At 58.5% G+C, this 13,561-nt stretch carries 11 protein-coding genes; 1 reads left to right on the forward strand and 10 read right to left on the reverse strand.

The window, feature by feature from the left end; genetic code table 11:
* Window positions 1-54: 54 nt before the first annotated feature.
* Complete coding sequence (locus tag ABIQ96_RS21940) at window positions 55-2,535, reverse strand: arylsulfatase (RefSeq protein ID WP_348216783.1); 2,481 nt, start codon at window positions 2,533-2,535, stop codon at window positions 55-57.
* Between the two features lie 211 nt (window positions 2,536-2,746).
* On the opposite strand from ABIQ96_RS21940, the gene ABIQ96_RS21945 reads away from it, so the two are divergent.
* Window positions 2,747-3,727, forward strand: a complete 981-nt coding sequence (locus tag ABIQ96_RS21945) for a helix-turn-helix domain-containing protein (protein ID WP_348216784.1) — start codon at window positions 2,747-2,749, stop codon at window positions 3,725-3,727.
* A gap of 57 nt (window positions 3,728-3,784) precedes the next feature.
* On the opposite strand, the gene ABIQ96_RS21950 is transcribed toward ABIQ96_RS21945, so the two are convergent.
* The 9 genes from ABIQ96_RS21950 to ABIQ96_RS21990 form a co-directional block, all read right to left on the reverse strand.
* Window positions 3,785-5,206 (reverse strand): DUF1254 domain-containing protein, encoded by a 1,422-nt coding sequence (locus tag ABIQ96_RS21950; protein WP_348216785.1) that lies wholly within the window; start codon window positions 5,204-5,206, stop codon window positions 3,785-3,787.
* A 58-nt stretch (window positions 5,207-5,264) separates the two neighbouring features.
* Window positions 5,265-5,672, reverse strand: coding sequence for a hypothetical protein (locus tag ABIQ96_RS21955; RefSeq protein ID WP_348216786.1), 408 nt, complete (start codon window positions 5,670-5,672; stop codon window positions 5,265-5,267).
* A 98-nt stretch (window positions 5,673-5,770) separates the two neighbouring features.
* Window positions 5,771-7,249 (reverse strand): DUF1254 domain-containing protein, encoded by a 1,479-nt coding sequence (locus ABIQ96_RS21960; RefSeq protein WP_348216787.1) that lies wholly within the window; start codon window positions 7,247-7,249, stop codon window positions 5,771-5,773.
* A 40-nt stretch (window positions 7,250-7,289) separates the two neighbouring features.
* Entirely contained in the window at window positions 7,290-8,363 is a 1,074-nt protein-coding gene (locus ABIQ96_RS21965; RefSeq protein ID WP_348216788.1) for a formylglycine-generating enzyme family protein, read from the reverse strand.
* A 44-nt stretch (window positions 8,364-8,407) separates the two neighbouring features.
* On the reverse strand, window positions 8,408-9,433 hold the full coding sequence (locus ABIQ96_RS21970; protein WP_348216789.1) for a phospholipase D-like domain-containing protein: 1,026 nt from the start codon (window positions 9,431-9,433) through the stop codon (window positions 8,408-8,410).
* 55 nt (window positions 9,434-9,488) lie between these two features.
* Window positions 9,489-10,307, reverse strand: coding sequence for a hypothetical protein (locus tag ABIQ96_RS21975; RefSeq protein WP_348216790.1), 819 nt, complete (start codon window positions 10,305-10,307; stop codon window positions 9,489-9,491).
* Window positions 10,308-10,342: 35 nt separating this feature from the next.
* On the reverse strand, window positions 10,343-10,822 hold the full coding sequence (locus ABIQ96_RS21980) for a hypothetical protein (RefSeq protein ID WP_348216791.1): 480 nt from the start codon (window positions 10,820-10,822) through the stop codon (window positions 10,343-10,345).
* A gap of 41 nt (window positions 10,823-10,863) precedes the next feature.
* The gene (locus tag ABIQ96_RS21985) at window positions 10,864-11,745 is read right to left on the reverse strand and encodes an SgcJ/EcaC family oxidoreductase (protein WP_348216792.1); all 882 of its coding nucleotides are present in this window, start codon (window positions 11,743-11,745) and stop codon (window positions 10,864-10,866) included.
* 284 nt (window positions 11,746-12,029) lie between these two features.
* Window positions 12,030-13,520, reverse strand: coding sequence for a tryptophan 7-halogenase (locus ABIQ96_RS21990; RefSeq protein WP_348216793.1), 1,491 nt, complete (start codon window positions 13,518-13,520; stop codon window positions 12,030-12,032).
* Window positions 13,521-13,561 lie beyond the last annotated feature (41 nt).

The raw sequence follows: 13,561 nt of genomic DNA on the forward strand, positions 1-13,561 counted from the left end.
AATTCGCGGGCCGCTCCGGTGCGAAGCAGCCCGCGTTGTTCACGACCGAACTACTCAATGGGCAGCGTCTTTGGCGTCCTGCGTTCCTTTTTCCAGCGCCTTCTGCTCCTCGGCCGTCAGCGTCGGCGGGATCAGCTTGACTGTCAGCTTGTCAACCGAGCCGGTGAACTTAAACGGCACATCATAGTCCTTGTCGTCCACCCCGGACCGGGTGTCGCTGCCGATATCGAAAGTCTCGTCGATCGTCATGAGGAACGGGATCGTGTGCGGGATTTTCTCGCTGGCGACTTCCTTGCCGTCCACCGAGAGGCTGCCAGCGCCACCCTTGGCGAAGCCCGGACCCTCATCCTGCTTGAAGTCAAACACGACGGTGTGTTTGCCCGGCGTGAGCGCGTCCTTGCCTTCCCAACGGAAGCGCACGAGGTTGAGCAGGTTGTAGGTATAGACCGGCTTGCCTTTTAGAACGTAAAGCCCGAAGCCGCCGAAGCGGCCACCGAGCGTCACAATCATTCCGTCACCGCCGCCGTCGGGAACGGTTACTTCGGCGGTGATGGTATAGGACTTGTTCAGGATACTCGGCGCATCGCTGGGCGGCAGACCGGTCAATGCACCCGGGTAGGTGAAGACGGTGCGTCCGGCGGTGGCGCTCGGGCGCGGTGCGACGATGCGTTCGAGAATGGAGTTATCCAGCGGGAGCACCTGATACTTTTTCGCCTCCGCCATGAACATATCCTGCAGTTCCTTCAGCTTGCCCGGATTTTCAGCCGCGAGATCATCGTTCTGCGAGTAGTCGTTGGCGATGTTATATAACTCCCATTTGTAGCCGGTGAGGACATCGGGCATCTTGGCGGTGCCCATGAGCCACGGCGGTTGCGGCGGCGGCGTGGCGGCGACCCAGCCGTCGTGATAGATGGCGCGATTGCCAAACATCTCGAAGTATTGCGTCTGGCGCTTGGACGGAGCTTTCTCGCCCGCCTTGTCCCAAGTGTAAGTCATGCTCACGCCTTCGACGGGCGATTGCTTGATGCCGTCCACGACTTCAGGCTGCTTGATACCAGCGGCGTCAAGGATGGTCGGCACAATGTCAATCATGTGATGGAACTGTGTGCGGATGCCGCCGACATCGGTAACGTGGCCAGGCCACGACATGGCCATGCCCTGACGCGTGCCGCCAAAGAACGACGCCACCTGCTTGGTCCATTTGAACGGCGTGTCAAACGCCCAGGACCACGCCACCGACATGTGCGGGTCGGTCACGGCGGAACCCCAGACATCCAGGAATTTCAACTGGTCCGCAATCGGAACATTGACGGCTTGAATCGCGGCCAACTCGAATGGTGTGCCGATCGTGGAGCCTTCGGCGCTGGTGCCGTTATCGCCTTCAATGTAGATGATGAGGGTGTTGTCCAGTTTGCCCTGATCCTCGACCTCTTGAATCACGCGACCGATTTCATGGTCGGTGTATGCCACGTAGGCGGCGAACACATCCGCCTGCTTGATGAAAAGTTTCTTCTCATCGGCGGAGAGCGTGTCCCACTTCGGCAGGCTGTCCGGCCAGGCGGTGAGTTTGGTATTCGCCGGGATGACCCCGAGCTTCTTTTGATTGGCGAAGATGGTTTCACGGAGTTCGTTCCAGCCCTTGTCGAACAGATGCATGTCACCAATTTTCTGGATCCATTCCGGGGTGGGCTGATGCGGCGCGTGCGTGCCGCCCGGGACAAAATGGACGAAGAACGGTTTGTCGGGCGCGGCGGCATTCAACTGCCGCATGTGCTTGATGGCCTCGTCCGCCAAGTCGGTGGTGAGGTTGTAATCGGGCTTGCCAATCCACGGAAAGATCTGCTCATGACCGCGGAACAAATATGGCGTCCATTGGTCGGTTTCACCGCCCATGAACCCGTAGAAATACTCGAAGCCCATCCCGTCCGGCCACTGGTCGAATGGCCCCGCCGTACTGTATTGATAGGCGGGCGTGTTGTGCTCCTTGCCGAACCAGGAAGTGGCGTAGCCATTGTCGCGCAGGATGCGACCGACGGTGGCCTTGTCCTTGGTGATCACGCTGTCATAGCCCGGGAAACCTGTCGCCTGCTCGGAGATGACCCCGAAACCCACCGAGTGATGGTTGCGGCCGGTGATGAGCGCCGCGCGCGTCGGCGAGCAAAGCGCCGTGGAATGGAATTGCGTGTAGCGCAGCCCGGCCTTCGCGACGCGATCCAGCGCCGGTGTCGGGATGACGCCGCCAAAAGTGCCAGCCACCCCATAACCCGCATCATCGGTCATGATTAGCAGCACATTGGGCGCGCCCTTGGGTGGCACGATGGTGGGCGGCCAGTAAGACTTGGAGTCCTTGGCGTCTTCCTTGATCACGCCGCCGAATTTCGGGTCGGGCGCGGGGAGTTGTTTGCCATCGATGGAAATCGTGGCACCGGGCGAACCGGGAGTTCCGGTGACTTGCTGGGCTCCGGCGGATGATGCGAACGCCACAAAAGCGATCGCCAACAATCCGCCAACCTGGATATGTCTATTGGTTTTCATTTGGTTTCGAGGGGGTGGAGAGTGACTGAAGGGTGACCGGAACTAACCGAGGTGGTGCGAGAGTTCCGAAAACCTGGCTAGAATATAAGGGAGATCAAACTACCTAACAAACGTATGGAATGCGTGTCATGGCGACGACTTAAAACCGTATCCCAAAAACGCAGTGAATCGTCTTGCCTATCGATTCGCATCCTTTCTATATATGTAGTAGATGAACAATGGTAACTTCACCGTTGCCAGCCAGCTGGTGTTGGACCCCGAGCTGCTGGTGGCGGCAATCCAGCATGCGAATCTGGAGCCGTGCAATCTGAGCATGCGGCCGTTGCCCAGCAATCTGGGTCGGGTGGTGTTTCCCCAGCTTTGTCTGGATTTCGCCACACTCGGGCCGGCGCTCCTGTTCACCGGCAGGATGTCGGTGGATGACTACACGCTGGTTTTCGTGACCGAGTGTCCGGATAAAGGCCGTTCCTTCAATTTTTCCATCGAGCACTCCGACGGATACATGGGCTTTTTCCCGCCGGGTGGCATGCTGGATGCGTTCACTCCGGAGGGCTACGCCAACGCCACGCTCACCGTACCCAAGGCGATGTTTCTCGCAGCGGCGGAACGATGCTTTCCTGAAATTCCCGACCACATTCTCGAACGCGGAGCCAGGCTGCACATTTCACCCGTCGATCAGACGCGCCTGCGCGGACTTCTCGCGAAAATCCAGGCAAGAGCCTTTACGCCCCCCGGACACAAATGCACCGCGGAGGCGGTGCCAAGCGCCCAACGGGAGCTGCTGGATGCATTTCTAACTGCATTATGCGGAGCTTCTTCCGCCCTGATGCCCAAAACAAATCGCCGCGTGACGGATCGACGCCGCCGCTTCGCCAAGGCCAGGGAATTCATCACCGAGAATCTTGATGGCACCCTCCAGTTGGAGGATCTCTGTGCCGCCACCGGACTTTCGCGGCGGGGAATCGAAAATCTGTTTCACGATTCGCTGGGAGTCGGTCCGAATGCCTTCCTGCGCGCACGCCGTCTGCACCGAGTCCATCACGAACTCCACGACTGCGACCCGGCACCAGGGGTCATCAAGGAGCGTGCGCTGCGCTGGGGATTCTGGCACATGGGCCATTTCACGCACGACTACCGGAGGCTTTTCGGCGAGACGCCGGGGGAGACGGTTAGACGAACACAGCACGGCTGATCATTTAACACGGCACGCTCAGCCGGCAGTTCTTCACCGCGCCCGGAGCAGGCTCCTTCACTGGACTTGTTTGAGCTTCGGCGCGGTCCACTTGCCGTCGAGCGCTGCTTCTTCCGGCCAATACAACCGCATATACATGATGAACGGCCCCTTCGGTGCGGGCAGCCAGTTGGCTTCCTTGTCCTTGCCGGGGGATTCGTTCTGGATGAGCAGCGTCAGGCCGCCGTCGGCATCCCGCTTGAGTTCGGGAACCATGGGCGAATTGATCAGGTAGCGGTTGATGGGATTGGACACGAGCAGGCTCTTGGGCAGTTCATACATGGTCATCGACCAGAAGGCATGAACAGGTGGCAACTCGCCCGCCGCGAAGTGCAGTGCATAGCGGTTGTCACCGCTCAGCTTTTTGCCATCGGCATCGACGCCATAGACCGGATACATCGCCTCTTCCTTCGAGTTGCCGTAGATGCCCATGACGGCGGCACCCATCCGATAGAGATAGTTGTTTTTAAGAAACTCGCGAGTGCCGAAGACATCGCCGGAAGTCACCTTGCCCGCATCGAATTCTTTGACCAGTCCGCCAAAGGCACCCCAGGCCTCGACGACGCCGTCTTCAACCGCCTTCTTCATTTCCGGCGAGAGCTTGCCGGCATCAAAAGTTTTCCCCGCCCCGATGTCCATGGTGGCGAAGCGGGCCATGAGTTCTTTCTCGGAGGGATCCGACGGGCAGTATTTCAGCAGGAAGTTCAGGATATTGAAGAACTGCGGCGAGCGCTTCTCTTCCTCCGGCGAAAGCGGCGTGATGAAATCAATGGCCGGCGCGGCGGCTGGGGCTGCGGTGCTAAGGAACGCGGAGAGCGTCTGCGCCTTGTAGCCGGCCTGCACTTTCTTCACGTTGTCAATGTCCGCCGGGTTGAACAACTGCGTGCGGTAGAAGGCCATCGCGAAGTCGGTTTCCGAGCGGATGACTTTCTTGATGCCCGGAGGCACTTCGCCTTTCCAACCCGGACCGGCGACGAGGAAGCTGCCGCCGTCGTTGCCCGTGGTCCGGCTGCCGGCGTAGGCGAAGTTGAAGGTGTAGGAATCGACAAACTGGATGCTGAAATAGCGCTCCTTCTCGATGACAGGAACCGTTAGAACGATGGGTTCGGCCCGCAGATCCAGACCGGCAAAGGAATATGGAGTGTCCGAGTTAGGCGTCTGGATGGCCGTATCCGCCGGAGTATAGACGCGCGGGGTATTGACGAGCTGGTTCCACGGCGCTTTGAACTCCGGGCTCTGGCGATCCACGAAGTAGGCGTGCTGGATGCGGTAGCTATCCACCATCGGGAAGCCGTAGATATAGGCTTCCTTGATGATGGCGCGCGCTTCCTCCGGAGTGGGGGGAGCACCAGAGGCTGGCAGATGAGTGGAGAACAAGGCGATGGTGGCAAGGCCGCCGATCAGCGCCGGGTGGAGGAATGATCGTTTGGTTAGTTTCATGATTTTGTTGGCTATTTGATTCAGCCTTTTGATTCAGAGTTCGAAGACGGATGGTTCGCTATTCCTCCCGGAGCACATCAGGCGGCACGCCCAGCCACTCCGCGGCATCTTCGATCTTGCGAAAGACCTGCACTTCGATCGACGACGGCTCCATGAGCGCGGCGAACATCCGAGCGACTCCGTAAGCGGGAAGGTTCGTCGCAAGAAACGCCGACTTGACCTGTGGTCCGTCGTAGGAAGCACGGCGTTCCGCAGCGATCCTGGCCACATCACTGAATTCCAGGTGAATGGCCGTTAGTTTCGAGAGGTCGGCAAACCGATTGAAGGGTTCATCGGTGATGGCCTCTTCAAAACCGACGTAATGAACCATCAATGTCGCCATCGTGATATCGAGAACGCCATCGGGAAACCATGCGTCCAGCCGACAGCCGGAGTGATAGCGGGTTCTGGTGAATGGATCGATCATGGATAGGGATTTTCGTTAGAAATGATTCGGATTTGAAACGGGGCGATCACCGGGAAACGTGAGAAAGCCGTGCTTCCCGGTGATTTCGCGGGCAAGGATCATTTCACCATTACAATGCCCGGCGGCTTCCATGTTCCTTCGCCAGCGGGAAGGATTGAGGGAGCTTCCGTCTTGGGCCAGTAGAGGCGCATGACGAGGTAGATCGAGCCGTTAGGGGCGGGGAGCCAGTTGCTCTCCTTGTCCGCACCGGGGCTGTCCTTCTGGATGTGGATCGTCAGCGAGCCGTCGTCGTTGGTCTTCATGCCCGACAGCATCGGCGAGTTGATGAGATAGCGGTTGATCGGGTTCTCGATCAGGAGCTGCGTCTTGCCGTCATACATCGTCACGGACCAGAAGGAGTTCACCGGCGGGAGCTGCCCGGCGGGGAAAGTGAGCGTGTAGTTCGCCTTGCTGCCGTCGAGCGTGGCGCCGCTGACGTCGTTTCGAGTCATCGGATACATCGCTTCCACGCTATCGTTGAGGTAAATTCCGCCCTTCGCACCGGCGGCGCGCTTGAGCCAGTCGCCGCTGAAAAAGGCGCTGTCACCGGCGAGATCACCGATTTTCCAGCCGTTGATAATGGACATCCCGTGGTCCAGATAGCCACTCACCTTGTCGTCGCCTTCCTTCATGGCGAGCAGGACCGCAGCCTTGTGTTCGAGCGAGAGGTCTTTGAACTCGAAGGTCTTGCCAGGCCCGATACCGATGCTGGCAAGCCGCGCGCGCAGCTCCTTCGTGTCCGGCGTCACCGGCACAAACTCCAGAGCGGCGTCGAGATACTCGTAGAAGTTCTTCTTGATCCCGGCGGTGGACGCCGGGAGGAAGTCGATCTTCGGTGCGGCGGGTGGAGCGGGCTGTTTGAGATAGGCTGAGAGCGGCTGTGCTTTGTAGCCATCCTGCACTTTGGTGACGTTCGGCATGTCCTCCGCGTTGAAAAGCTGGGTGCGGAAAATCGTCAGGTCAAATTCTGTCGAGGAATGAAACACCTTTTTGATGCCGACTGGAGTGGCCCCGTTCCAATCCGGACCGACGACCATGTAGTCACCCGGTTCACTGCCCGTGGCGCGGCTGCCGATGTAGCCGTAGTTGAAGGTGTTGCCGTCACATAATTGCACGGAGTAATACCGTTCCTTTTCCACGGCGGGAACGGAGATCACCATCGGCTCGGCACGCAAGTCCAACCACAAGCTCGAATACGGCGTATCGCTGTTAGGCGTGACCACAGCGGTGTCCTTGTAAGTGAAAGTGCGATGTTCATTCAGGATCTTGTTAAACGGTGCCTTGAACTGGCTGGACTTGGTGTCCACGGAAAGTTCATACATCACCGCATAATTCATCACGATCGGCAGCCCGTAGATGAAACCCTCCTCGGCGATGGCCTTGGTCTCCTCGATGCCCGGGAAGGCGATACCCGCGGCCTTGTCCACTTTTTCGGCGGCGGAAATCGGATCCGCTTTCTTGTCGCACCCGGTTAGAGCGGCGGCGGTGATGGCACCCGCGAGCGCAAGATGGACGATTCTTTGTTTGGTGACGTTCATGCGATTCTTCGGGGTGGAGATTGAAAAAGGTCGTTGAAAATCATTTGGCCTTTGGAACGCCCTTCGCGCAGCGGAATCCGATGTGGCTCATGCCGGTGTCGATGGGAGAGCCGCGCCGCGCACCGGGCCGGTAGCCCTCGCTGTAATCGACGTTGCAGAGGTAGGAGCCGCCTTTGATGACACGCTCCTGTTGGAGAGGGTGGCCGGGCGAGTAGCTGCTGTTGGGGCCGACCGGGTTGATACACTCTCCGGCGAGTTTGGCGCGGGCGAAAGTATCGACGCGATACCAGTCGGCACACCAGTTCCAGACGTTGCCGCCCATGTCGTAGAGGCCGTAGCCGTTAGCCGGGAAGGATTTGACGGGTGAGGTGCCGGGAAAACCGTCTTCCTCGGTGTTTTTATTAGAGAAGGTTCCGGTCCAGGTGTTGGCCATGAATTTGCCGCCGGGCTTGAACTCGTCGCCCCAGGCGAAACGCCTGCCATCGAGTCCACCGCGTGCGGCGAACTCCCACTCGGCCTCGGTGGGGAGGCGCTTGCCAGCCCATTTCGCGTAGGCGACGGCATCCTCCCAGGCGATTAGAACGACCGGATGATTGTCGCGGCTTTTGATGTCGCTGGCAGGTCCTTCCGGGTGTTGCCAATTCGCGCCATGCGTCCAGGTCCACCAGTTTTCCTCGGCTCCCGGTTGAATAGCTCCCGGCTGCGGCGCAAAGGTGACTCCTCCGGGTTGCAGATCTTCGTCCGAAGGCTTCGGCGTGCCGGGCGGGACCTGCGATTTCATTTCCTCCCAGTCGATGGGGCGCTCCGCGATCGTCTTGTAGCCGGTGGCATCGGCAAACTTCCGGAACTGGGCGTTGGTCACGTCGCAGGCATCGATCCAAAAACCATCCAAGGTCACCTTGATGACGGGCTTCTCATCCATCCGGCCGCCGGGAAGCTCGCTGCCCATGGCGAATGTTCCGCCAGCGATCCATACCATGCCCTCCGGAGCGGCTTCCTTGTTAGCAGTTGCAGGGGTTTCCGCTGCGTCGGCGAGGGCAACGAGTGCGGCAACGAACGGGACTGCCAGCCATCGGCGGATTCTGCCCGCGGTGTTCTGTTGGATTGATCTCATGAAATTTCGTAGTTCTGCGTCGGGCTGCTTCGAGCCGGAGCTTCTCATTTATCGTGATGCTTGTGATGCTCCGCTTCTTTTTCACCGACGTCCAAAGCCAGTTCGGACGAGCTGCCTTCATTGTGCTTTTCGAGATCGGCGAAAATCCCTTCATCGGATAGATCGAGCTTGTGTGAGTCCTCCCAATCCTCCTTGGCGACCTTGTGCAGGCGTCCCACGATTTCCTCGTCATGCACCTCGATGGCCAGCTCGCGGCGATCGTCGAAGCTGCCCGGTGCCAGATTGATAGAGCCGATGATGGCGCGCTCTCCATCCGCCAGGATCATCTTGCCGTGAAGCTTGAGACCCTTGAGCTTGTGGATCTTGATGCCCACGTCGTCCATCATCCGCAGGCTGCCGACGCCTTCGCCAAGCTTGCCCTGTTTGAGGGAATGGGCCGGTTTCGCGAGAACATGGACCTTCACACCGCGCATCGCCGCACGAAGCAGGTGCTCGATGATGACGGGATCCTGATAGCGCTCGTTCTGCACGAAGAGCGTGTGCCGGGCGCTGTCGATGAGCTTGGCCATGCGCTCGCGGCCGTTGCCCTTGCACCAGATCAGATGAGCTTCCGCGCCCGGATCGAAATCCTCCCGCTGCCAGTCCGCCTCAAAACCGGCGATCACTTCCTCGACCTCATGCTTGTGCGAGGTGACGATGGCGAAATCCCGGGTCAGCGTGAGGTCCTTGATTTCCCAGTTGAGGGATTGGATGAAGGCGACCTCGTCATCGACGACCAAGGACTTCTCGTGAGTGATGCCGAAGGACGGGCTGCTGTCCCTCACCTCGATCCCCACGGCTTCCAATGTCGCCCGGGTTTCCTCGTTTTCCTGCTCACCGGTGCGGCGCGCGGGATTCAGCATGATCTTCACCTCGACGCCGCGGCCATGGGCGTCGATGACGGCCTGGATCAACTCGGGATCCGAGAAAATGAACATCTTGATGCGCAGCAATTTCTTCGCGTTATGGATGGCTTCGACGATCGATTTCGAAGTATCGTCGGGGAAGACCAGAAGGGAACGGTGTGACATGGGTTCAGGTGGTTGGGGTTGAAAAATCGCAAAAGGGTCGGACTTGCAGGCTGGTTCAGAAATAGTAACCGAGGCGGGCTTCCACCCATTCGTCGTAGCTGTCGTAATCCCTAACAAGGCCGAATTGGTATTCGATCGAGGCGATCCAGCGCTCGCCGAATTTTTTCCCGATCATCAGGTCCAGCGGAACGAACCAATCGCCGGTTGTCCGGTTGTAGATGAGCTTCGGCGAGGTATTCAGGAACCACCGGTCGGGCAGGCCGATATTGAGCTGCGGCTCGATGCCGGTGTTGTTGATGTTCTTCCGCGACGACGAACCGGCCACGCTGTTGTACTGCCTCAGGATCACGCCCGCGTAGCTGCCGGGGCTGATTTCAGGAAGGCTGGCCCGAACGCCGAGCGTGGGAACAAGCTGCCACTTGCCGGTACCCTGCCCGTCGCCTGTCGCAGTCGGGAGCAACGTTTGCATGCCGATACCCGCCGCCCAGCGGGAGTCGATTTCCCGCACGTAAATCGCCTGCATCAGGATGTCCCCCAGACCGAAATCGGTGGAGGCTCCCGGGTTGTCTTTCTCGGGTTTGTTCGTCCAGATCAGCGGGAGGTCGAAACGAAGCGAGAGCTGGTCCGGCTTTTTAAAAAACAAAAGATCCGTCCGCAAGGTTAGCGTTTCCTCGCTCACATCGTTGATGGTTCCGCCCGAGGCGAGCGGGGCATCGGGAAGGCTTTTGAACTGCATCCGGATGTCGAAGCGATCGATGGGCTGGGTGAGATCCTCGCCGCTTACCACCGCCTCCTCCGCCGTGGCATTGAGACAAACCACGGCAAGCATCGTTAGAGCAATCGGGGACAGGCCCGGTGATTTGAATTTCATCATCGATGCGCAAGTGAAGGTCCTGGGGGAGGCAACGGTCAGAGCAACGGATGATAGTAAACACCCGGCGCATACGGATAAGGCGGTGGCGGCTCGGTGGCGGCAGTCGCCGCGGCAGCACCGATCACCGCGCCGGCGGCAACAGCGGCTCCATAGCCGTAGCCGGTGTTATAGCATCCGCCGTAATGATAGGCTCCGTAGCCGCCGGTATGATAGACGGCTCCGCCATAGCTTGCACCGCCTGCGGTAGTTCCATGATAGGTGGCGCCGCCGTAGCCGTAGTTTCCGGATCCCGAATGGCCGGCGGTGTAGGTATTGCCATAGCGCCCCGTGGCGGTGGTGGAAGCGGAGTGGGAGAAATTCCCCCACCCTCCCGAAGTGCTGCTGGTGTGGGAGATGCTTCCGCGGTAACCGCTTCTGCTTACGGAACGTGAACATCCCCAGGCGGAAGCCATGGAGGTGGTGAGTGACAATGCGGCGCAAGTGGCGGCGGTGATTGCGAGTGTTTTGGTGATCATCCTGATTGATTCCGGTTAAATGTTATGTGGCAGCGTTCCGACTATTCCGCGCGTTTCATTTTCACGACGACGGTGTCCGGAATGGACTTGCCGTTCACTGTTTGGTCCTTGGATTGCCAGGTGATCGAATCGGCGTCCACCGGGGTAACGATGTTAGTAGAGCTGACCTTGCCTCCGTCCGCGAGAATGGATTCCGTCTTGATGATCCATAGATCACCATCTTTCGTCCAAGTGCTCTGGCCAGTGCCGCCATCCGCTTGGAAACTCGTGGAACGGATTTGTTTGTCCGCTGCATTCCAGCCGATCCACTGGGTCGATTGAAGCTGGATGTCATCCTTGAAATCCGCCGAACGGGTCGAGATGATGAAATTCCGGCCCGGTGCCCAAGTGAAGCTAACGTGCCCCATCTCCACGGACGGCGCTTCGTCAACCCATTCGCCGATGGTCCATTCCAGATCGCTGAGATGTTCGAAATTGCTAGGGCCGGGATCGGCGGACTCGCGCACGCTTGCGAGCAGCCACTGACCGTCTTTCTTCACGTGGACGTTGGTATAGCGGGCCCGAGAGGGTGCGAAACCATCCGGCGGAATCACCACCGATGAGCCATCCTCAATGGCGACGTCCTCGCTCGGAAACCGGATCGACTGGATATCGATTCGCAGTTTCATGCCTTTGTTCGCGGCGAAAAGTTCCGCAAAGGATGCTTCGATTTCCGCCCGCCCCTTCAATTCCCGCCCGGTGTCGTCGCAATAGTCACCATCCGGCGTCCAGAATGCGGCGACCGCCTTCGCGTCGCCCTTATGGAAGGCCTCGACAAAAGCCGAGGCGTTCTTGGTGATCTCCGCTGACTTCGAATCGATTTCGGCGGCGTGAAGAGGAGCGCAGTGCAGCGCAAACAACAGGATTAAATGATGCCTTCTCATGGGGGTAGTTGACCCTTTGTAAATGAAGATTCGGATCTATCATGTCAATGCACTTCGCGCGGTTCTATCAAATTGCGGAAGCATGCCCCCTGATGCACGGCACGATGTCGCTCGAAATGCAACACCCTCAATCTTACAAGCTGTTGGTTCCGTGAGAGATGACGAAAAACCATCAGTCAACGAAGTCTCGCGGTTGCCTGCGGAAACATCGGCTTTCCATCAGTATCCCGCCAAGAAGGTTCAGGTTGTGAAAACTTTTCCCTTAACGAAACATTCAGCGCTTCTCAGCCGTCGGAGTTCCACTGCCATCCGGGATGTTTGACGTAGGCCAGCGCCTCCTCGCAACGGATGCCGTTTTTCGCCTGTTGAATAAATTTCTGTTTGTGTTGCTTCCAGATTTCCAACTCTCCGGGCGTCGCCTTGTGACGATTTTCATACGGCACCTGATTACCGACGAACATGACGAGAAAACCCTCCAGTCCGAAATCGGTCTGCGTGTTGGGAAGCCGGTAGCGACAAAAACCGGTGGGCCCGTTTTCCTGATAGAATTCGATCAGTTCCGCGACGCCGGAAACGTCGGTCTCTTCGCGGGCCTGCTTCCAGAACGGCGTGTCGAGCATGCCGTTGAACTTGTAGTGGATGGCCAGAAAATCGCGAATGTCCTTCCAGCCATTCAAGGTCAGATCATTGTAGAGATCTCGCATGGTCGGCGTAGGCTCCAGGCTGTTATGAAGGAGAAAATTGATGAGTGTCTGGGTGTGCGAGCAGAGGATCATCAGCGCGGTGGATTCCAACGGCTCGACGAAGCCACCGGAATTTCCAAGGGCGACGACGTTTTCCACCCACTGTCGTTCATAACAGCCGGATTTGAATTTCACGATCTGCGGGGCATCCTTGATCTTCGGATTTTTTCGATAGAACTCATCTGCGGCGGCATCGTCCGAGATCGCCTGCGAACAATAAACATAGCCGCGGTTGATGAGTTGCTCGTGGTCGATCTGCCATGCCCAGCCGGAGTCCATGGTCTCGGCGGTGGTGTAAGGCTGGATCAGCTCGTCGGTGCGCTCCCAACCACCGATGACCGCACGGTCGCAAAATAGGGATTTGTTGAAACTGATGAACGGCTCCTCCAACGCCTTGCCGATGAGCTCGCTGCGGAAGCCGCTGGCGTCGATGAAGAAATCCGCTTCGAGCCGCTGCCCGTCTTCGAGATGAATGGCGGAGATCCCTTTCGGACCGCGCTCGCTGCCGGTGACCTTGCCGTCGGTGAACTCGACGCCGTGCTCGCGGGCGACGATTTCGAGGACCTCGACGAACTTCTTGTTTTCGATGTGGAAGGCATGCCACGGGTGAATGTCCGGCGCGCCGTTAGACTGGCGGGGAAAGGCCATTTCCTGATGCATCAGCGCACCGGGCAAGCTGGCATTGTCGAAATCATCGTCGCAATAGAAGCCTGTCGGTTTCGGAAGGTCCGACCAATGCGTGTCCATCTGGAGATCAAACGTATAGTCGAAGCGGCCGCGGCTGCCCCAGAGGAACTTGATGCCGAGTTTCCACGTTGGCTGGGCGAGTTCGTAAAAGCGCTTCCGCGGGATGCCAAGGTATTCGAAGATGTGCCGCGGAAAATTCGGGGTCGTGCTTTCACCGACTCCGATCACCCCGATCGACGGACTGCGCACGACGCGGACATTGAGCTGGGGAATCTTGCGCTTGATGGAAATGGCGGCGATCAGGCCGGCGCTTCCGGCACCGAGAACTAAGAGGTTTTCAATCATGGGTTTCCGAGAGTACCTAGCGCCTGAAATCGACCAGATCA

This window comes from Luteolibacter sp. (assembly GCF_039920825.1).
In the GTDB taxonomy this organism is placed as follows: domain Bacteria; phylum Verrucomicrobiota; class Verrucomicrobiia; order Verrucomicrobiales; family Akkermansiaceae; genus Luteolibacter.